Origin of the sequence: Thermoleptolyngbya sp. C42_A2020_037, assembly GCF_015272455.1 — a bacterium.
Classification (GTDB): domain Bacteria; phylum Cyanobacteriota; class Cyanobacteriia; order Elainellales; family Elainellaceae; genus Thermoleptolyngbya.
The window spans coordinates 1-19,308 of the sequence record NZ_JACYLP010000011.1 but is presented as its reverse complement, the minus strand read 5'-3'; the positions used below and the strand labels follow the sequence as shown (position 1 = coordinate 19,308).

17 protein-coding genes are annotated in these 19,308 nt (G+C 58.7%); 12 read left to right on the top strand and 5 right to left on the bottom strand.

Annotated features, from left to right (window positions below; all coding sequences use genetic code 11):
- Positions 1 to 33: 33 nt before the first annotated feature.
- A complete protein-coding gene (locus IGS16_RS02755) occupies positions 34 to 1,707 on the bottom strand; it encodes a DNA repair helicase XPB (RefSeq protein ID WP_297083159.1) in 1,674 nt (557 codons plus the stop codon).
- A 55-nt stretch (positions 1,708 to 1,762) separates the two neighbouring features.
- A complete protein-coding gene (locus IGS16_RS02750) occupies positions 1,763 to 3,736 on the bottom strand; it encodes a helicase-associated domain-containing protein (RefSeq protein WP_297083157.1) in 1,974 nt (657 codons plus the stop codon).
- 241 nt (positions 3,737 to 3,977) lie between these two features.
- Here IGS16_RS02750 and IGS16_RS02745 point away from each other — a divergent pair, with 241 nt between their 5' ends.
- Positions 3,978 to 4,856 carry a class I SAM-dependent methyltransferase gene (locus tag IGS16_RS02745; protein WP_297083155.1) on the top strand — a complete coding sequence of 293 codons (879 nt, stop codon included), beginning with the start codon at positions 3,978 to 3,980 and terminating at the stop codon, positions 4,854 to 4,856.
- Positions 4,857 to 4,876: 20 nt separating this feature from the next.
- Here IGS16_RS02745 and obgE read toward each other — a convergent pair whose 3' ends face one another.
- Positions 4,877 to 5,887 carry a GTPase ObgE gene (obgE, locus tag IGS16_RS02740; RefSeq protein ID WP_297083154.1) on the bottom strand — a complete coding sequence of 337 codons (1,011 nt, stop codon included), beginning with the start codon at positions 5,885 to 5,887 and terminating at the stop codon, positions 4,877 to 4,879.
- Between the two features lie 27 nt (positions 5,888 to 5,914).
- Here obgE and thiL point away from each other — a divergent pair, with 27 nt between their 5' ends.
- On the top strand, positions 5,915 to 6,985 hold the full coding sequence (gene thiL / locus IGS16_RS02735) for a thiamine-phosphate kinase (protein ID WP_297083152.1): 1,071 nt from the start codon (positions 5,915 to 5,917) through the stop codon (positions 6,983 to 6,985).
- 19 nt (positions 6,986 to 7,004) lie between these two features.
- Here thiL and IGS16_RS02730 read toward each other — a convergent pair whose 3' ends face one another.
- Positions 7,005 to 7,394: a hypothetical protein gene (locus tag IGS16_RS02730; RefSeq protein WP_297083150.1), complete on the bottom strand. Its 390-nt coding sequence runs from the start codon at positions 7,392 to 7,394 to the stop codon at positions 7,005 to 7,007.
- Between the two features lie 149 nt (positions 7,395 to 7,543).
- Between IGS16_RS02730 and IGS16_RS02725 the strand changes: the two genes are divergently transcribed.
- From IGS16_RS02725 to IGS16_RS02685, 9 genes are all read left to right on the top strand, one after another.
- Entirely contained in the window at positions 7,544 to 8,011 is a 468-nt protein-coding gene (locus IGS16_RS02725) for an Lrp/AsnC family transcriptional regulator (RefSeq protein WP_297083148.1), read from the top strand.
- Between the two features lie 34 nt (positions 8,012 to 8,045).
- On the top strand, positions 8,046 to 9,467 hold the full coding sequence (locus IGS16_RS02720; protein ID WP_297083146.1) for a BCD family MFS transporter: 1,422 nt from the start codon (positions 8,046 to 8,048) through the stop codon (positions 9,465 to 9,467).
- A 230-nt stretch (positions 9,468 to 9,697) separates the two neighbouring features.
- Positions 9,698 to 10,270 (top strand): gluconokinase, GntK/IdnK-type, encoded by a 573-nt coding sequence (locus tag IGS16_RS02715; protein ID WP_297083144.1) that lies wholly within the window; start codon positions 9,698 to 9,700, stop codon positions 10,268 to 10,270.
- A 71-nt stretch (positions 10,271 to 10,341) separates the two neighbouring features.
- The gene (locus IGS16_RS02710) at positions 10,342 to 11,784 is read left to right on the top strand and encodes a DICT sensory domain-containing protein (protein WP_297083142.1); all 1,443 of its coding nucleotides are present in this window, start codon (positions 10,342 to 10,344) and stop codon (positions 11,782 to 11,784) included.
- Positions 11,785 to 11,945: 161 nt separating this feature from the next.
- Positions 11,946 to 12,593 carry a pentapeptide repeat-containing protein gene (locus IGS16_RS02705; RefSeq protein ID WP_297083141.1) on the top strand — a complete coding sequence of 216 codons (648 nt, stop codon included), beginning with the start codon at positions 11,946 to 11,948 and terminating at the stop codon, positions 12,591 to 12,593.
- Between the two features lie 52 nt (positions 12,594 to 12,645).
- Positions 12,646 to 13,365, top strand: coding sequence for a ribonuclease III (rnc, locus tag IGS16_RS02700; RefSeq protein ID WP_297083139.1), 720 nt, complete (start codon positions 12,646 to 12,648; stop codon positions 13,363 to 13,365).
- A gap of 111 nt (positions 13,366 to 13,476) precedes the next feature.
- Positions 13,477 to 13,818 carry a hypothetical protein gene (locus tag IGS16_RS02695; RefSeq protein ID WP_297083137.1) on the top strand — a complete coding sequence of 114 codons (342 nt, stop codon included), beginning with the start codon at positions 13,477 to 13,479 and terminating at the stop codon, positions 13,816 to 13,818.
- A gap of 21 nt (positions 13,819 to 13,839) precedes the next feature.
- Positions 13,840 to 15,372 (top strand): DUF6745 domain-containing protein, encoded by a 1,533-nt coding sequence (locus IGS16_RS02690; RefSeq protein WP_297083134.1) that lies wholly within the window; start codon positions 13,840 to 13,842, stop codon positions 15,370 to 15,372.
- A 150-nt stretch (positions 15,373 to 15,522) separates the two neighbouring features.
- Positions 15,523 to 16,452 (top strand): FecR domain-containing protein, encoded by a 930-nt coding sequence (locus tag IGS16_RS02685; RefSeq protein ID WP_297083132.1) that lies wholly within the window; start codon positions 15,523 to 15,525, stop codon positions 16,450 to 16,452.
- On the opposite strand, the gene IGS16_RS02680 is transcribed toward IGS16_RS02685, so the two are convergent.
- Positions 16,449 to 17,114 (bottom strand): HAD family hydrolase, encoded by a 666-nt coding sequence (locus tag IGS16_RS02680; protein WP_297083129.1) that lies wholly within the window; start codon positions 17,112 to 17,114, stop codon positions 16,449 to 16,451. The two genes, IGS16_RS02685 and IGS16_RS02680, sit on opposite strands and share 4 nt — an antisense overlap.
- Positions 17,115 to 17,192: 78 nt before the next feature.
- Here IGS16_RS02680 and IGS16_RS02675 point away from each other — a divergent pair, with 78 nt between their 5' ends.
- Entirely contained in the window at positions 17,193 to 19,217 is a 2,025-nt protein-coding gene (locus IGS16_RS02675) for a CHASE2 domain-containing protein (RefSeq protein ID WP_297083126.1), read from the top strand.
- Positions 19,218 to 19,308 lie beyond the last annotated feature (91 nt).

The window sequence follows — 19,308 nt, the reverse complement described above, 5'->3', positions numbered from 1 at the left end:
GGCAGACCCAGCGTTCACCAAACTTCCACCCCGCTACGAGTCCAACACCTGAATGTGATAGCTATAGCCCTGCTCTGCCAAAAAAAGCTGGCGATGGCGGGCAAAGTCTTCTTCGCAGGTGCGGAGCGAAACGAGCGTAAAGAACTGGGCGCTGCGACCGTCTGCCTTGGGCCGCAGCACTCGCCCTAGCCGCTGTGCCTCTTCCTGGCGGGAACCATACTTGCCCGACACCTGGATCAGCACGTCCGCATCGGGCAGATCCAGCGCAAAGTTGCCCACCCGCGACAAGATCAGCCCGGCAACTTTGCCAGCGCGGAACTGTTCGTAGAGTTGGTCGCGATCACGCTGCGAGGTTTTCCCGGTCACAATCGGTAGATTCGTTAGCTCTGCCAGGTGCTTAAGCTGATCCAGATATTCGCCGATGATCAAAATCCGGTGTTCGGCTTGCTGCTGCAACAGCGACATCACCACCTCGGCCTTGCGCGGATTTTCGGCGGCGATGCGAAACTGTTGGCGTTTTTCTGCCAGGGCGTATTCCATCTGGCGGTCTAAGTCTTGGGGCACGCGGATTTCGGTACATTCTGCCGCCGCGATGAAGCCCCGTCCTTCCAGTTCCCGCCAGGGCACGTCATAGCGCTTCGGCCCAATGAGCGCAAACACATCGCCCTCCTTGCCATCTTCACGGATCAGCGTCGCAGTCAGCCCCAAGCGGCGGCGGGCCTGTAGCTCGGCCGTGATGCGAAAAATCGGCGCAGGCAGCAGATGCACTTCGTCGTAGATGATCAGCCCCCAGGAGCGGGCGCTAAACAGTTGAAAATGGGGGAAGTCGCCCGTTTTATGGTCGTGGTAGCTGAGGATCTGGTAAGTAGCCAAGGTAATCGGGCCCGTTTGCTTGGTTTCGCCGCTGTATTCGGCGATCGCCTCTGGAGGCAGCGTGGTTTTGTCGAGCAATTCCCGCCGCCATTGGCGCACCGAGGTGAGGCTGCTAGTCAGCACTAGCGTATTTTCCTGGACAGCGGCGATCGCCGCCATGCCCACCATCGTCTTGCCCGCGCCGCAGGGCAGCACAATGACCCCACTGCCACCGCGCACACTGCCCGCCTGGTAGAACACCTCGGCGGCCTCTTTTTGATAGTCTCGCAGGGAAAACGGCTGCCCAGACTGGCTGACCGAGCGCAGCTCAATAGACAGCGCATCACCTTCTACATAGCCCGCCAAATCTTCCGCTGGATAGCCCGCCCCTAGTAGGGCCTGTTTCAACACGCCGCGATCGCCTGCGTTCACCTCAAACACCAGCGCCGAGCGGCGATCGCCCAGAAACTTAGCCACAGACTCGTTGCGGCTGAGCAGTTCTGCCAGGGGTTGGTCTGCCATCTTCAGCAGCAGGCAATCGCCCTCCCGCTCGATCACTGTCAGCCCATAGCGGCTGCCTAAGGCTTCGATTTCCTGCGCCACTGCATCGGGCATAGGATATTTGGCGTGTTCCCGTAGGGCGGCGATCATGTCTGCCACGTGCATTCCCGCTGCCCGCGCATTCCAAATGCTGAGGGGCGAAATCTGGTAAGTGTGGATATGCTCCGGGCTTTTGACCAGTTCAGCAAAGGGGGCGATCGCCTCTCGCGCCGCCTCTGCCCTAGGCGAGTGAACCTCCAGCAAGACCGAGCGATCGCTCTGAATAATGAGGGCGTTGTCGGCAACGTAGACCATTGCAAGATTTTGGATTTTGGCTTGGGGATTTTAGATTTTGAATGCGGGCAGCGGATTAGCCCAGTCCAGGGAGGCTGTAGCCAAGCTTTTTGAGGGCGTTGTTGAATTTGGTTTCAGATTCTAGCGGCACGATCAGGTAGGTTGCCTGACCAGCGGCGATCGCCTGGGGCTGGTCTGCCAAAAAGCAGTAAGCCTTGGTGCGAGAATCATTGGCAATTTGCATGGCCAAGGCTGCATCGGCACAGCGAATCACGCGGGCAGTGCTGAGGGGCTGCAAGCGGGTGGTGCGGCCTTGCAAATCGCTGAGAAATTGCAGCACGGTCTGGGGCAACGCCTCCACGCTATTGGCTTCGAGGAACGCTTGCAGTTCTTCAACGGTGCGTCCCTGGGCGATCGCATCCAGCAGTTTCGCCTGCTCCAACTGCCACACCGAGTCAGACACGGGCTGCAACAGGCTGTCCAGCATCAGGCGATCGGCCCGGCTGAGCGGTTGCAGGGCCACCACTTCTCGATTGGGCAACACGCGCAGCACTTGTTTTTGCGGCAGAGCCGCGGGCACGTAGCGATCGCTCAGCCCCAACACATAAGCACCCAACGGGGTCAGCCGAAAATAGCTCAGTCCGTCGTAGCGGCTTAAACAGTTTCTAGTGTGGAAATCTTCAAACGGACTATCGTTGCTTAAAATCTGAATGACTTTGGACAACGCCGTTTCCCCGTCATCGTCGTCGGTATTTTCAGCGACTTTATCAAGATTGAGCAACCCTCCCTCAAGAGACCACTGAAACAGGGCATCATCGGGATGAACGTAAGCAACATCGATTAGTCCTAGCGTTGCGGCATATTCAAACAGGAAAGCCGCCACATAGCGGGCTTCCAAAATCACAAAACTGGCGGAATAGATGGGGCCGTGGTCTTCTAGCGTTAGGCTTTCTGGATTGCGGCTCACCTCAAATTCATAGCCTGCCGCGATGATGTAGCGCAAAAAGTGCATAAGCGACACCCATCGCCCCACCGGGCAATCTTTCAAGGCTTCGACAATTTTGCTGCGTCGGCCCGCAACGGCGGTCAGACTGCGCTTGGCTTTGCCCGTTTGCCCTTTGATGCTCTCGACTCGGCGCAACTCGTCCAGCAGGGTGTTCTTTAACCAGGCTTTCCAGAGGGTTTGCAGGGTTTTTTCGGGTGGGTCGCCGAGGGCCTTTTGCCCCGTTTTGGTCAGGCTGAGCCGCTTGCCATTGAGTTCTACAAACTTGGCCGCTTGCAGCAGCATCACCCAGGCAAAAGGCTTGATGAAGCCGATGTCGTAGCTATAGCGCCAGCCGCCCGGTGATTCTTTGGCGGGCCAGTCACTATAGTAATCGCCCGCTTCTAGCACCTCGGCGATCGCACTCAGGGTTGCAGTGGTTGGGAAAAACGTCTTGTCGCTCACCGACACTTTGCCCAGATCTACCAGCCTGAGTACCGCCTGCAAGTCCCGACGAGCGATCTGCTCGGTATCTTGAAGCTTCTGCGGCAGATGGAGGGTGTGAATCTTGGGCTGCCGTTGTCCAGATTCGTAGCGCCGCTGCTGGGCGGGCTGGCTGTCTCCCACAGTCTCGACGGAGGGGATGGGCGTTGGCTCTGGCGGCGGCACAAAGGCCTTGAGCCGTGCCTTCAAATCCTTCGGCATTGTCCCCGCGTAGAAAAACAGAGACAGCACCGACGGCTTGAAGTGATAGGAATAGGTGGAACCCGTGCCCCACTTGGGCGACTTGCCGTATTTGCAGGCAAAGCGGGTTTTGTTAAACCGATCGTCTTCTGCGTGAACCACTTCGGCGATCGCCGCTCGTTGCAGCAAATCACAGCGCTCCCAGAGTCGGCGCAGCGCGCCCCCCTCCATTCCTTGGAGAATGAAATTGACCAGCTCTGTTTTACGAAGGGGTGGCTTGTCCTCCGACACTAAACCTGCCAAGCTCTTGAGCTGATCGACCGTGAGATGGTTTAGCGCTTCAGACAGGCGGGGAATCGAGTCGGGCTGACTGTAGTAAGCCATAGGACACGCAGCCGAAAGGTCAGAATCAGGGGTAATCTCTGCATCCTAAAGGAAATGATGAGAAATGCAAGGAGTCTTCCCAGTAAAATAAGAGCTTTGCGGATGCCGAAATTACAAAACCGTTACAAAGCCTCACGCGCCATGCCGACCTCAACCTTATACGCTCAAACTAAGATGCTTAAAGTAGGACGCTTAAAGTAAGACGCTTAAAGACGCTCTCAATTCAACGCTCTAGCTCACTATGCAGCCACTCAGCCCCACCGAACGCCTGATCAAAGCCTACGTAGACCTAGGCAACACGCTCTATCGCCAGGGCGACTTTGCCCAATCGCTGTCCTATTTTCAGCAGGCGCTCGACGCTGCGCCAGACCTGGGCGCGTTTCAGAAGGCGCGGCTGCTCTACAACATCGGCGTGTCGTACTTGAATATGGGGGAGCGCGATCGCGCCATTGGCTACTTCCAGCAGGCGCTCGAACTCTGCCCTGACCTGGCCCCGGCCCGCGCCGAATTGCAGCGGATTGCATACCAGGATGACGTTCAAGCCAAGGGCTACGAGTTTACTCAGGACTGGTTTAGCCGCAACGTCTGGCTCTGGCAAGAACAACTTCAGGCATTGGCGGGGCGGGAAAACCTAAATGCGCTGGAGATTGGCAGTTGGGAGGGGCGATCGGCCTGCTGGCTCCTGGAAAATGTGCTGACCCATCCCACGGCGCGGCTGACCTGCGTCGATACCTTTGCGGGCAGTTCCGAGAATCTGTCGCTGGATCACGACACCGAGGGCATCGAAGCCCGGTTTGATGCGAACATTGCCCGCACTGGGGCTGCCGAAAAAGTGACCAAGCGAGTCGGGGTATCCAAGGATGTCGTGCGATCGCTCCCCCTGGACTCTTTCGACTTTATCTATGTCGATGGCTCTCACCACGCGCCCGACGTGATGACCGACGGACTGCTAAGCTGGCTCGTTCTCAAACCCGGCGGCATCCTCATCTTCGACGACTACGACTTTGGGCTAAAGGGCTACGGCACCAAAGAGGCAATCGATGCCTTTCTCGCCACCTTCAAAAGCCAGCTTGAGCTATTGCACCAGTCCCACCAAGTCGCCGTGCGGAAGAAGGCGTGATGGGTTGGCTGAGAGCCAGGTCAGACCTCTACCTCTACGCCATCTAGCACGCGCCAGACTTCCTGAAGCAGCGCCTCCAGACCCACTTGAGCCACCGCAGAAATCTGGAACACGGGCAGTCCGCTAAGGCGTTGCAATTCACTGGCGATCGCCCCCACCCGTTCCCGCTCACCTCCCAGCGCATCCACCTTGTTCAGCGCCAAAATTTGAGGGCGATCGGGCAGTCCGCGGCCGTAGGCTTCCAGTTCGTCCTGAATCACTTGGTAGGCGGCGATCGGGTCATCCTGCGTCGCGTCAATCAGGTGCAGCAGCACGCGCGTCCGCTCGATGTGTCGCAAAAAGTCGTGCCCCAGGCCAGTGCCCAGGTGTGCCCCCTCGATCAGCCCTGGAATGTCGGCAAACACCGTGCCGTCGCCCGTGGGCTTGCGGACAACCCCTAGGTTGGGCACCAGCGTCGTAAAGGGATAGTCGGCAATTTTGGGTCGCGCCGCCGACAGCGCCGAAATCAGCGTAGACTTGCCCGCATTGGGCAGACCAATAATGCCGACCTCCGCCAGCAGCTTTAGCTCCAGGCGAATCATGCGGTGTTCGCCAGGAAGACCAGGCAGGGCTTTTTCCGGGGCGCGATTAAAGTTATTGAGAAAATGCTTGTTGCCCAGCCCGCCCTTGCCACCCTTGGCGACGACAAGCCGCTGACCAGGCTGCACCAAATCGCCCAGTTGTTCGCCGGTTTCGGCATCGTAAACCATCGTGCCGCAGGGGACGCGAATCAGGCGATCGCTCCCCGAAGCCCCGGTCATATTCTTCGGGCCGCCGCGCTGACCGTCTTCTGCCTTAAACTTGCGGGCATAGCGAAAGTCGAGCAGCGTCTGCAAATCCGTCGCTGCCTCCAAAATCACTGAGCCGCCGTGCCCGCCGTTGCCGCCCGACGGCCCGCCCGCAGGCACGTATTTCTCCCGGTGAAAGGCCACCAGCCCATCGCCGCCTTTGCCGGCCTCAACTTCGACTTCCGCCTGATCGATAAATTGCATTCCCACTCTTGCCAATCCGCTTTTCTGATGGTATCCGAATCCTTGCAAGTCAAACACCTCGGCGAACAGGGCCTGCTCAGCCGAATTCAGACCTTTTGCCCGGCGGGGATGATTGGCGACGATGCGGCCCTGCTGACGGTTTCGCCGGGGCGATCGCTCGTCGTCACCGAAGATCTGCTGGTGGATGGCGTTCACTTCAGCGTTGGGCTGGCTGCGCCGGGGGTAATCACCACGTCGCCTGCGGATGCGGGCTGGCGGGCTGTGGCGGCAAACCTGTCGGATCTGGCGGCGATGGGCGCTGCGCCGCTGGGCATTACCGTAGGGCTGGGGCTGCCCGGTGATCTGCCTGTGGACTGGATCGAGCAGCTTTATCAGGGCATGACCGACTGCCTGAGCCGATTCAACACGCCGATTGTGGGTGGGGATCTCTGCCGATCGCCCGTGTTTACCGTGGCGATCGCCGCCTTTGGTGAAGTAGACCCCAGCCGCGTCCTGCGCCGCTCTACGGCTCAACCCGGCGACGTAATTTGGGTCACGGGCCCCCACGGAGCCTCTCGCGCTGGGCTGAAGTTGTTGATCCATCCTGAGCAAAGCGAGGGCCTCACCGAGGGCGATCGCGCTGCCCTGATCCGCGCCCATCAGCGTCCTCTGCCCCGGCTGGATGTGATTCCGCTGTTATGGGCGTGTGTGGAAGTAGGTAAACGAGAGACGCACGGAAAAGAGCGATCTAACCTCCCCCCTTCCCCGCTCACCGCAATGGACAGCAGCGACGGACTCGCCGACGCGGTGCTGCAAATCTGCCGGGCCAGCAGCGTAGGAGCAGTTTTGCATCGTCGCCAGATTCCGCTGCCCGCTGGGCTACTGGACTGGGTAGGGGAACCGCAGGCGATCGCCTGGGCGCTGTATGGCGGCGAAGACTTTGAGCTGGTGATGTGCCTACCAAGGGCGATCGCCCAGGCGCTCCAGGCTCAGTTGCCGGGTTCCGCCATCGTCGGCGACATTGTTCCCGGCCGCGATGTGATTTTGCGAGACGAAACGGGCGAAACCCCCGATGAAACGCTGAGTCTCGATCGGGGGTTTCAGCATTTTGGAGATTAGGGGTTAGCCCCCGCGCTCTCTATCCTGCGTAGCGGGCCTCGATCCAGCGCCGCATTTCGTCTTCAGAATCGGTTGAAAAGCGGCGATCGCGCTCTGGGTCATAGGCGTGCCAGTCTACCTGCCCGCTGGCATGTCGGGTCTGCCAGACGCGCAGTTCTGGCGCTTGGGTCAACCAACGAACAAATCCCTGCCATCCATTGCGCTGGCGCTGAGCGGAATCCGCCGTGGGAGTAAACTGAGTCGTCGCGGCTGCTTTGAACTGTTCAAGCTGCTTCAGACTCAACGTAAGTTGAGTAGCGAGGTCATCGGACGGCTGCATAGGGCGTAGCGATGACACGGACTGAGTTTTCCCACGGAACAGAACCTCAAAACCATGAGCAATCGGCGTGAAGAGATTGATCGATTTCATAAGTTCAACCTCCAAACTGAACTCAAATCAGGCATATCCATCCGTGGAATACCTTCTATATCTAGAATAGAAGGTAGATTTGGGAATGCACAGCCTGAACCAAAGGTGGAACCGCTTAATAAATTTAAAAACAAAGCAGTTTTTGCCCTATGAGCTTAGAAACAGAAAGGCTCCTGGATGACACAAGCTGGGCGCTGCTGCGATCGCTCCAGGAAGACGCACGACTGTCCTATAGCGAACTGGGGCGGCGCGTGGGGCTGTCGGCTCCAGCAGTCGTCGATCGCATCCGCCGCATGGAAGAATTGGGCATCATTACGGGCTATCGCGTCGAACTGGATTTGTCTAAACTGGGCTATAGCATCATCGCGTTTATGCGAATCGAGTCGTTTCCGGGCGAGTTTGCCCGCCTGAGCGATCGCCTCCAGGCCATGCCCGAAGTGCTGGAGTGCCACCGCGTCACGGGCAGCGACGATTATATTGCTAAGGTCGCCGTAGCCTCTGTGGCTCATCTAGAGTCCTTGATCGACCGATTCACCAATAGCCAGGTGACAACGCTCATTGTCCTCTCGTCCCCCGTCACTCGCCGCACCATCGATCACAGTCCCCGCCATCCCTGACTCTTTTACTTGATGAACTTGCTAGGACACATTCATGGCTAAAGGAGAGTTTATAAGCTCAGCAGTGGCTCAACCGACGGTCAAGCTGGGGCTACCCACCATGTTTCGGCTGGGTCTGTTTCAGATGGGCTTAGGCATTATGTCGCTGCTGACGCTGGGCGTGCTGAACCGCGTCATGATCAAAGAACTGGCCTTGCCCGCAACCATCGTGGCGGCGACCATCGCCATGAACCAGTTTGTCGCGCCATCGCGGGTGTGGTTTGGGCAACTGTCCGATTCCAAGCCGCTGGGCCAGAGCCACCGCACGGGCTATATCTGGCTGGGGGCGGGGTTGTTTACAACGGCTTCGTTTTTGGCGGTGCAAGTAGTGTGGTGGCTAAACTACAGCATCCAGGCGGCGGGCTGGGGCTTTGCGACCTATGCGTGGATTGCGCTGCTGGCGCTGGTGTTTGCGCTGTATGGGCTGGCCATTAGCGCCAGTTCTACGCCCTTTACGGCGCTGTTGGTGGATGTGTCGGATGAAGACAACCGCCCGAAGCTGGTGGGCATTGTCTGGTCGATGCTGATGGTAGGGATTATCGTGGGGGCGATCGCCTCTAGCGGGCTGCTGCGCCAGATCGACTCAGACGCGCCCTTGGAACTGGTACGAGCTTCCATCAACCGGATTTTTCTAATCATCCCAGCGATCGTGTTTGGGCTGACGTTGATTGCCACCTGGGGCGTTGAAAAGACCTTTTCGCGCTATCGATCGCGCTCGATGATTGCCGATCGGGAAGACAGCATTACCCTGGGGCGATCGCTCAAGGTGCTGACGGCCAGCCGCCAGACGGGGCTATTCTTCAGCTTTTTGATGATGATGACCCTTAGCCTGTTTTTGCAAGAGTCGGTGCTGGAACCCTACGGCGGCGAGGTGTTTGGCATGTCGATCGCCGAATCGACGCGGCTCAACGCCTTTTGGGGACTGGGCACGCTGATCGGCATTGCCACGACGGGTTTCTTGATCGTGCCGCGCCTTGGCAAACACCGCACCGCCAAGTTGGGCTGCTATGCTGTCGCCGCCAGCTTTGTGCTGATCATCCTGGCGGGCTTTTCAGCTAATCCTAAAATGCTAAACCTGGCGATGCTGATTTTTGGACTGGCCTCCGGCGTGACGACCAACGGCGCAATCAGCCTGATGCTGGACTTAACTGCGGCAGAAACGGCGGGTACGTTCGTCGGCGCGTGGGGGCTGGCGCAGGCCATGTCGCGGGCAGTGGCGGCGGTGCTGGGCGGTGCGGCGCTGGATGCAGGGCGGGTGCTGTTTGGGTCGCCTGTGCTGGCCTACAGCTTTGTGTTTGCCCTGCCCATCTTGGGAATGCTGTTTGCTGTGCGCCTGCTGGATCGGGTGAATGTGCAAGAGTTTCAGCTAAAAGCGAAAGAGGCGATCGCCGCTGTGCTTCAGCAAGAGCTGGATTAGGGCTTGGATGGTGTGTTTGGAGCGCGGGAGTGAGGGAAGAGGGAAGAGGGAAGAACGAAGAACGAAGAGGGAAGAACGAAGAGGGAAGAACGAAGAGGGAAGAACGAAGAACGAAGAGGTTCCGTTTTTCGTTTTTCGTCTTTCGTTTTTCGTTTTTTGGTTTCGTTCCATCATCTCATCATCCCTTCCCCCCCTGTCACCCCATCCCCCCTCCCCATTTCCCTTTTCCTATGACCCCCTCCCCAATTGTTTGGCTCATTATGGGTGTAGCAGGTTCCGGCAAGACCGTCGTAGGGCGGCGGCTGGCGCAGTGGCTAGAGTGCGATTTTCTGGAGGGCGATCGCCGCCATTCTCCTGCCAATATCGCCAAAATGCAGGCCCAGATTCCGCTCGACGAGGGCGATCGCCGCCAGTGGTTGCTGGATATGCAGGACGACATTCAGCGGGCGATCGCCCTCCGCCGCGAAACCGTAATTACCTGCTCTGCCCTCAAGCGGGCCTACCGTACCCAACTCGCCGCGCCGGGTGGGGTGCAGTTGGTCTGGCTGGATGTGCCCCCAGCGGAGCTAGAGCGGCGGCTATCCAATCGCCTGAACCACTACATGAAGCTGGAAATGCTGAAAAGCCAGCTTGCCGCCTTTGAATCGGTGGACGCTGAAGAGGCCGTCATCCGAATCGACGGCAGTTTGCCTCCCGATGCCATCGTGGCAGACTGGCTCCGTCAGGCAACCCAGCAGTTTCCGGCTCTCAATCTCCCCTGGTGGCAGCGCCTTCACCCAGAGAGTTCTAAACGCGACCCATAGAGATTTCCTATGAACCGGAAAAGTCTGCGAGAATCGAAGCAAGAAGTCTTGCACCACTGCCAATCGCCAGGATGCTAACCGGATCAATCTTGCAACAGTTGAGGGATGCTCACCAAGGGAGCCAGTCTCAGGGCAAGCGCCCGCTCAACTTTGGGGTTTATTACAAAAACACGCTCGTCGCCCTGTGCCACGCGCTAGAAGACTCGATTTTGGAGCATGACTACTCGCCGCTGATGATTACGGCGTTTCAGCGGGGCAAGTGGTATTTGCAGGAAGCCGACCGCTATGGGCAGATTGCCGAAAAGTCTCCGCAGATCGTCATCCTGGCGGCAGACGACGCGGGCTTTGCCGAACACCCCACCAGCCGGCGAGACAACGTGGCGCTGGTGAGGCTGGAGGATGCCGACCCGGTGGCGCAGGAGTGGCATTTGATTATCATTTCGCCAAACTATACAGCGATGGTGCTGTGTCAGGAACTTGCCGAAGCAGACTATCTCAAAGCGGGCGTGCCGACCCACGACCTAGAGCGCAAATTCTACGGGCTTTGGACCTTTGAGCCGTCGCTGGTGCTAGAAACGGCAGAACTGGCGATCGCCCACCTTGGCCGCTATAATCCCCAACTTCAGCAGCAGTTGACCCAGCAACTCAGCGCGATCGCCCCTCAGGTGCAGCAAGCCGACGCGCTCTGCGGCTCTCCCACGGCAGATAATCTGGGCGACATCGTGACGCGGGTGGTGGACTATCTGCAAACGCACCACGCCAACGACCTCCAGGCAGACTTTCGCGATCGCTTTTCGGTCAACGACAACCTGATTTCCAACGAACTGCAAGCCTACCTGCGAATTGCTCAACTGATTGACCTGACTGACCTCAGCAATCCGATGGCGGCCGCCGAAGTGGCCACGCTCACCGAGGCAATGGGCAATTTGCTCGATCTTCCCGCTTGGCAACTGCATCGGCTCCAGTTGGCCAGCCTGCTGCACCGCATCGCGCAGATCGACTCGGGCAGCACTGTTCTGAGTCCGGGCGTGTCGTCCCGCTATGACGAAGACGCAACGGTGCCTCTGTCCTGTCCGCTGATTCCAGGAACCCAATTGCTGCGGCGGATGAACCGTCTAAAGGCGATCGCCACCATCCTTACCCACCACACCGAGCGCTGGGACGGGCAGGGCTATCCGGCTGGGCTGCGCGGCGACGAAATTCCCCTGGAGTCGAGAATCCTGGGGCTGGCGATCGCCTTTCAAGCCCACGTCACCCGGCTCAATGCCCAGTCCAACGCCGACCCCCTGCAAAACCTGACCACCGCCCTCGACCAGTGCAAAGCCGAACAGGGCCAGCAATGGGACCCCAAGCTGGTGGAAACGCTGTCGCTGCTAATTGCCGGAATCCAGCAAGGACTCAGCCTGCCTGCAACCTTACCCAAAATCGCCTCTGGACTGTGGCTGCTCGATTCCCACTCGGAGGAGGATGTGCTGGGGCTGTCGCGGCCTGCCAGCCCTGTCGAAGCGCCTTAACCTCCTGGTTTGCACAGGATCCCGGTTTTCATAGTGCCCAATTTGCATAGTGTCCAATTTGCATAGTGTCCAATTTGCATAGTGTCCAATTTGCATAGTGCCCCGGTTTGCATCATGTCCCCCTTTGCATAACGTCCCGGTTTGAACGCGCTGAACCGCCCATGAACATCAAAGAAATCCACGCCGGAACCCTAAAGCAGCTTGCAGGAGCCGACCTGCAAGACGAAGACTTGGCAGGCGCAGACCTGTCGCGGGCGAATTTGGCTGGAGCTAACCTGACCGGAGCCAGCCTCACCGTCGCCAAGCTGAGCGGGGCGCGGCTCGATGGCGCAAACCTGATGGGCTGCGACCTCAGCCGCGCCGACCTGCGGGCCAATTTTCTCGGCGCAAACCTGATGCAGACCAACCTCAGCGAAGCTGACCTGCGCGGCAGCAACCTGCGCGGCGCAAACCTGATGCAGGCAAACCTCACCCGCGCTGTGTTCACGGGCGCATTCCTCAGCGGCGCAAACCTGATGGGGGTGAACCTGAGCGGGGTCGATCTGCGCGGGGTCGATCTGCGCGGCGCAAACCTCAGCAATGCCAATTTGCAACACGCCAACTTGCGGCAGGCGAACCTGCAAGGTGCAGTCCTCACCGAGGCGAACCTAGAATCTGCCGACCTGCAAGACGCGAACCTGGCCGGAGCCAACGCGGTCGGCGCAAACCTGCTCTGCGCCGAGCTAGAGGGCGCGAATCTGGAGGGGGCGAATTTGTCGGGAGCCTGTGTGCGGGGGACGAGGCTGGATGGGACGAAGAAGGAAGAATGAAGAAGGAAGAAGGAAGAACGAAGAAGGAAGAACGAAGAAGGAAGAGTAACAAATGACTGTTGTCCATCCTTCTCGTGAAACGAAGCTGCGTGGGTTGCTGCAAAAGCTGGGGCTGTCTGCAATGGCTCCAGTGAACTTGGGGCTGCTGGATCAGGCGCTGACCCATACGACGGCTTCGGCTAGCAAGAACTATGAGCGCCTAGAGTTTGTGGGCGATGCGGTGGTGAAGCTGGCGGCGGCGGAACTGCTGTATGAGCTATATCCCAAATTGCCAGAGGGGGAACTGTCGGCGTTTCGGGGCATCATGGTGAGCGATCGCACGTTGGCCACCATCGCTGATCAGTACAACCTGGAGCGCTATCTATTGATGGGAGCCGCTGCCCATGCCAATCCGGTGGGCAGAGAAACCCGTCTGGCAGACGCGCTAGAGGCAATGGTGGCGGCGTTTTACCTCAGCACCCAGGATCTCAGCCTGATTCGCCCGTGGCTAGATAGCCATTTTCGGGCGATCGCCGCTGACATTGCCCAAGACCCCACCCGCCAAAACCACAAAGGCGCACTGCAAGAAATCACCCAAAGTCGCTATCGCGCCCTGCCAGAATATCGCGTGACCGAAGTAGGGCAAGACTATGGCGATCCAGAACGCTTTATCGCAGAAGTCTGGATTCAGGATCAGTGCGTCGGAATTGGCAAGGGACAGTCCAAAAAAGCAGCGGAGCAGGCTGCGGCGCAACAGGCCTACCTGAAGCTAAGCCAACAGCCTCCGCTTTAGCTGGATCAGACCCATCGCATTCAGCCAGAGGCATAACCCTTCCGCCTGCACTCAATAGGTACTTGAAACTTGCACCGCAGGTTTCGAGAATTTTGATTTGGAGGAAGTCGTATGAATCCGATTCGCCAAGGTGATGTGATTTTGACCACTGTGGAGTCCGGCAATTTGGCACAGCGGCAACCCGCCCCGTTAGACCGGGCGCAAAGACTGAACCATTTGACGCTGGCAGAAGGAGAGGTAACTGGACATCGACACCGGATTGCAGACGGCGATGCCGAGCTATACGAACGCAACAGCACGTTGTATCTCTACGTCCGGTCGGAATCTGCTCGATTGGTTCACGAAGAACACAAGCCGATTGACGTTCCAATGGGGATTTGGCAGGTTCGCATTCAGCGCGAGTATGTGGGAACCGAGCAGCCGCAGGTTGTTTTTCGCCCTGTGGAAGATTAGCCGAGCGAAATCACTTTAGGTATGACCAATCTGCTTGCTCCACTTACGCCTCAACAGCGATCGCGCTTGCAAGCTTGCCGCCAAACGTGGATTGACCTGGCCCAGACAACGCAACCCGTCGATGCCCAGCAGGTGACAGAGCGCGTGCTGGAGTTTTATGCGGCGTTTGGGCAGCCAGTCCCTAATGTGGTGGTGTGTCCGGGGGTGATCAGCGCAATGACCGATGCGCTGACCTATCGCCTGCTGGGCCAGCGATTGCAAAAAATGCGCTCTAACTGGGAAGAGTGGATATCAACAATAGGGGTGGCAATCGTCGTCAGCACGATCTGGGGCGGCGGGGCGGTGGTGTTTATCCGGTGTCTGCTGACTGCTGTGGTGTCTGAACTTGAAGGAAAAGCGGTGGATGATTCTCTCAGGCTGCTGACCCGCATTACCCTATGGGGAACGCTGCCTGCTGGAATTGCCGCAATGTTTTTGTTGGGCGTTTTGTGTTCGTCTGTGAGCGCTCTGGTGACCACAGTCTGCGATCGCCATTTTCTGAAATGTACCGAGCGCCCTGTCCATCGGTCGGGGTTCCGCAGCCCCAGGGCACAAGCCGACCCCAAATGGCGGCAAGTGGCGGATTGGGTTGGCACGGACTGGCGATCGCCCCCGCACGGAATTAACTTCTGGCAAGTCTGGATACTGTGGGAATTTCAGAGGCTCCACTGGCAGCTTCCGGAGTCGGTGCTGCGAGCCGTCTGGCAGGTCTGTATCAATAGCGATCGCCCCCAGGATGAACTTTATAGCTCGCACTTTGCCAGAGACTTTTTGAATCGTCGTGAGTTTGAGGACTGGCAGGCGCAGGCTCGACGAGCTGATCAACGCCTGTGGGCGGAGGCTCAATGGCAATTTGTGCTATCCAGCGGCTCATGGCGTAACGCTCAGTTGCTAGCACGATTCTCTCTAGAAATTAGCCTGCTGGCTCCCTATTTCACGATGCTGGATTTTTGCGAGGCGGAACTGGGCTATCAGCCTGACCCAGTGCGCTGGAGGGCACTGCGCCAACTGATGGAATCCACAGGCTATGTCATCGCAGGGGGACGAACCTGCTGGGTGGGCGATCGCCCCATCTGCCTCAAGTGCGATCGCCAGGGACGCTTCCACGCAGACGGACAGCCTGCCCTCGCCTTTGCCGATGGTGCCCGCCTCTACGCACACCACGGGGTCTTCCTGCCGCCCAATTATGGAAAGACCCCCATTGCCAACTGGCAGCCCCGCTGGCTCCTCCGGGAAACCAACGCAACCCTACGCCAGATCTTGATTCGAGGCATTGGCTATGAGCGCATTGCCCGCACCCTTCAGACCAACAGCGTCGATCGCTGGCGCGAGTACGTGCTTTGCGCCATCCCGACCCACCCAGACCTAGAGCCATTTTTGTTGCTCCAGATGACCTGCCCCAGCACCGGCCAGATTCATGTCATTCGAGTGCCGCCAACCCTGCAAACCGCCCGCGAAGCCGCCCGCTGGGTCAACTGGGATATCGACCCAACCGACTTTGCCATTGAAACCTGAGCCACCGATCGCAAAATGGCTACAGCGGTGTAAAAAACATCCAAAATTTTTACCGAAACATCTCCCAAATTTCACGGAAGTTTTTCACGGAATCTCCGCGCAAATGCCTGAATGGATTCAGTGGAGTTCTGTAGATGTGCAGGTGCAATCATGCCTTATCGAAAATCGTCGATCGGTTTACTAGGGCAAGCTTTGAGGCGAATTTTGGGACTGCGGCAGCGCTTTGTGTCGGGATTGGTAATTGGGTTTTGGGTGGTGTTGGTGATGGGGGCAGTGGCGCAGGTGTCGGAGGCACAGACCAGCGTCACGCGCGGCACAATTACAGAGGTGCTAGACGGCAATCAGGTATTCATTCAAAACCGGCAGGCGCGAGTCAACGATGTGGCCAACCGGGGGCAGCAGGTGCGGACAGGTCGCGCCCGCGCCCAGGTGAATTTCAACACGGGAGCCGTGGCGCGGTTGTCGAGTAACTCGGTGCTGACGGTCGGGCAATGCGCTCAGCTTCAGCGCGGTGTGCTGCTGGTGAATGGCGCTGTGAACGGCTGCACGTCGTCTGTAACGGCTGGGGTGCGCGGTACGACCTACATTCTGGAGGTAGACGACGACGGGCGCGAAGAAATCAAGGTGCTGGAAGGTGAGGTCGTGGTGACGAAGAATGACATTGGCGCTATTGAACCCAGCCTTTGGATAGAACGGCGATTGCCTCCTCGTCTACGAGCCAAGCAGTTCTCGATTCCCCGCGTTCCTGGCGTTGGGATTCCTTCCACCCGGCCCAGCCCCAGCCCCTCGCCCAGTCCGTCGCCCGCTCCGGCCATAGAGTCAGCCGATCCAGAGAATAGGGTCGTGCTGTCGGCAGGGCAAAAGGTCGCCACACGGCGCGGCTCTCCGCTCGGCCCTGTCGAAGACCTCACGCTGGAGGAAATTAACGCCATTCTGTCGGGCAGCCTGTTCAACGGCTATTTGCAATCGCTGCCGGGGTACGCTGCAATTCAAAGCACGCTCCAGCGGATCTATCCGGGGCTGTCGCTGCCGGGAGTGCCGCGGCTGCCTGTGCCAGGAGTGCGGATACCGTTCTTCTAGGTTTGGGTTGAAACGAGTGCCTTGAGTTCGTGCAGGGTATGGATGTGATGGGTAGCCAGATTGGTGGGGGCTACACCGGGACGAAGGATTTGCACCGTGGAGATGCCCAGGCAATCGCCCGCTGCCAGTTCCGAGTCGGGATTGTCTCCTACCACCAGCGCCTCAGCAGGGCTGAACTGATGGGCGTTTAGGATGGCTTGAAAGATGTCCTGCTTGCTAGTGCGGTTGGGGTCATCAACCGCATCGACGTAGATTCCGGTAAACCACTGCTCGAAAGGCTGCTCCATGCTCAGCGCCTTAATCTTACTGTCCTGAAGCTGGTGAAAGCCCGACGTTACCAGAAACAGCATCGGCAGCGGGTCGCCCCGCAGTTCTGCTAAGACGTGCAGATCGCCGTAGCCCCGCATCGGCGTACTGACGCGAGTTTGCGAAATCACGGCCTGCCCCGCCGCCAGCATCTCGTCTGAGAAGCCGTGTTTCTTGGCCACAAAGTCGAGCGCATGATACCAGCAGTCGGTCAACGCGGCTTCCAGAACGTCGTCGGGCAAGGTTTCCCGATTGGCTTGCCGAATGGCGTCAAATACAGGCTCAAGGAGTGCGGTTCCGGGTTCATCAGCCGCACTGAGGCAGTTATCCAGGTCAAAAATGATGGCTTTGATCATGCTGGGTGTCCTTCGTTTGGCAAATGGCGATCGCACGTCATAAGGTCGCTCTCATTCTACGGTTAAGGGTGATTCACCATGTTTTTCAAACCACTGCGCCGCGTTCGCCCCTTGCCCGCGTTGCGTTCCGAAACGACTCCGGCAGACCGAACGCCCCTAGAGCGATCGCCCTGGCAGATTTTGGGGTACGGGCTAATCAGCCTGTGGGCTATGACGGGGGCGATCGCCACGGGCATTGACCTGGGCACGGTGCAGTGGATGGAGCGACAGGCGCAGGTGTTGTTCTTTCGGCTGCGGGGCCAGGTAGAGCCACCCGCCAATATCGTAATCTTGGCGATTGACCAGGAATCGCTGGCGCGGGGAGCAGACGTGCAGGCAGACCCCGACCGCTATCCCGAACTGGCTCCGATTGAAATTTGGCCCTGGCAGCGGGCAGCCTACGCCCAGGTCATCAATCGGCTGCTAGACAATGGAGCGCGGGCGGTGGCGGTCGATCTGGTGCTGACCGACCCCAGCCTCTATGGGGTTGAGGATGATCGCCAGCTTGCGGCGGCGCTGCGGCGGCATCCGGGCAGAGCCGTACTGGCGGCAAACTATGAGGTGTTTGGCACGCCCGACGGCGGCGAGCAGAGCCAGATCGTCATGCCCAATCCCGACTTTGGCGCGGCGATGTCGCAAATTGGGCTGATTAACTTTTTGCGCGATGCCGACAAGCGAGTGTACCAGTTGTCTGACAATCTGATTGCCGAAGTGCTGCAACCCCAGGGCATGGGCGAGGGGCTGGATTCCTTCGCGGTGGCGACGCTGCGGGCAGCGCAGCTTGAAATTCCGGCAGTGACCACGGGCGACATTTTCTACTACGGCCCACCCACGACGTTTCGGCGGGTTCCCTTCTGGCATGTCCTCGACCCCACAAACTGGGCTGTTCACCAGCGCCAGGGCACGTTTCGAGATGCAATCGTGCTGATTGGGCCGCTCTCCAACGATGTCGGCAACGATTTCATCCCCACGCCCTTTTCGGAAACGATGCCAGGGGTGGAAATTCACGCCAATGCGATCGCCACGCTGATGCAAGACCGCGTGATCCAGAACGCCTTGCCGACGGCGCAGGGGCGGGGTTGGTTTGTGCTGGCGTTGGTGGGGGGCGGCGGGCTGGCGCTCATGGCGCTGATTCGGCAGCCCGTGATGCAAATGAGTCTGGCAGTGGGGGCGATCGCCCTCTGGGGCACGATCGGCTACCTCAGCTTCACCGCAGGTCAGCAGATTTGGCCCGTAGCCGTGCCCTGCCTGGGCCTCTTCCTCAGCGGTGCCACCTGCCTCACCACAGGCACGATCCATACCCAGCTTGAGCGTCGTCGCCTGCGAACCACCCTGGAGCGCTACGTCGCCGCGCCCATCGTGCAGGAAATTTTGACACACCATTCCAGCGATTTTCAATCCCTCCTGAAAGGGCGGCGGGTGCAGGCGGCGGTGATGTTTTGCGACATTCGCAGCTTCACCACGCTCTCGCTGGAGCTAGAGCCAGAAGCACTGCTTGAGCAGCTTAACGAATACCTGAATGCAATGGTGGAGGCAATCCTGGCAGCAGGCGGCACGATTGACAAGTTCATCGGCGACGCAATCATGGCGGAGTTTGGTTCGCCCATTTCCCACGGTGCAGAAACCGATGCGCTGAACGCGATTCGGGCGGCGCTGGCGATGCGGCGATCGCTCTCCGCTCTGCAAGCCGAGTGGCAGCGGGCAGGAAAACCGATCCTGTTCAACGGCATCGGGATTAACTTTGGTGAGGCGATCGCCGGAGACATCGGCTCCATCCGCCGCCGCGAATTTGCCCTGATTGGCGATGCGGTGAACATTGCCAGCCGCGTCGAAGCCCTCACCCGCAACTTTTGGACTGACATCCTGATCACCGATTCGCTCTACGCCCTGGTGCAAGATCGAGTGGAAGTCGTCCCCATTGGCGCACAGGAACTCAAAGGGCGCAAGGACGAGAAGGTGATGCTCTACAGTCTGGTGGGCTTCAAGGGCGACGACCCAACGCTGTATCACACGGTTCATGAACGGCTGCGGGCGTTCAAAGGATTCGAGGAGATGCGGAGTTAGGGGGGGAAGGGATGATGAGATGATGGAACGAAACCAAAAAACGAAGAACGAAAAACGAAGAACGAAAAACGAAGAACGAAAAACGAAGAAC

Excerpts from the sequence above, each read along its gene's own strand:
- IGS16_RS02755 (WP_297083159.1), bottom strand. The coding sequence starts at position 1,707 with ATGGTCTACGTTGCCGACAACGCCCTCATTATTCAGAGCGATCGCTCG.
- IGS16_RS02750 (WP_297083157.1), bottom strand. The coding sequence starts at position 3,736 with ATGGCTTACTACAGTCAGCCCGACTCGATTCCCCGCCTGTCTGAAGCG.
- IGS16_RS02745 (WP_297083155.1), top strand. The coding sequence starts at position 3,978 with ATGCAGCCACTCAGCCCCACCGAACGCCTGATCAAAGCCTACGTAGAC.
- obgE (WP_297083154.1), bottom strand. The coding sequence starts at position 5,887 with ATGCAATTTATCGATCAGGCGGAAGTCGAAGTTGAGGCCGGCAAAGGC.
- thiL (WP_297083152.1), top strand. The coding sequence starts at position 5,915 with ATGGTATCCGAATCCTTGCAAGTCAAACACCTCGGCGAACAGGGCCTG.
- IGS16_RS02730 (WP_297083150.1), bottom strand. The coding sequence starts at position 7,394 with ATGAAATCGATCAATCTCTTCACGCCGATTGCTCATGGTTTTGAGGTT.
- IGS16_RS02725 (WP_297083148.1), top strand. The coding sequence starts at position 7,544 with ATGAGCTTAGAAACAGAAAGGCTCCTGGATGACACAAGCTGGGCGCTG.
- IGS16_RS02720 (WP_297083146.1), top strand. The coding sequence starts at position 8,046 with ATGGCTAAAGGAGAGTTTATAAGCTCAGCAGTGGCTCAACCGACGGTC.
- IGS16_RS02715 (WP_297083144.1), top strand. The coding sequence starts at position 9,698 with ATGACCCCCTCCCCAATTGTTTGGCTCATTATGGGTGTAGCAGGTTCC.
- IGS16_RS02710 (WP_297083142.1), top strand. The coding sequence starts at position 10,342 with ATGCTAACCGGATCAATCTTGCAACAGTTGAGGGATGCTCACCAAGGG.
- IGS16_RS02705 (WP_297083141.1), top strand. The coding sequence starts at position 11,946 with ATGAACATCAAAGAAATCCACGCCGGAACCCTAAAGCAGCTTGCAGGA.
- rnc (WP_297083139.1), top strand. The coding sequence starts at position 12,646 with ATGACTGTTGTCCATCCTTCTCGTGAAACGAAGCTGCGTGGGTTGCTG.
- IGS16_RS02695 (WP_297083137.1), top strand. The coding sequence starts at position 13,477 with ATGAATCCGATTCGCCAAGGTGATGTGATTTTGACCACTGTGGAGTCC.
- IGS16_RS02690 (WP_297083134.1), top strand. The coding sequence starts at position 13,840 with ATGACCAATCTGCTTGCTCCACTTACGCCTCAACAGCGATCGCGCTTG.
- IGS16_RS02685 (WP_297083132.1), top strand. The coding sequence starts at position 15,523 with ATGCCTTATCGAAAATCGTCGATCGGTTTACTAGGGCAAGCTTTGAGG.
- IGS16_RS02680 (WP_297083129.1), bottom strand. The coding sequence starts at position 17,114 with ATGATCAAAGCCATCATTTTTGACCTGGATAACTGCCTCAGTGCGGCT.
- IGS16_RS02675 (WP_297083126.1), top strand. The coding sequence starts at position 17,193 with ATGTTTTTCAAACCACTGCGCCGCGTTCGCCCCTTGCCCGCGTTGCGT.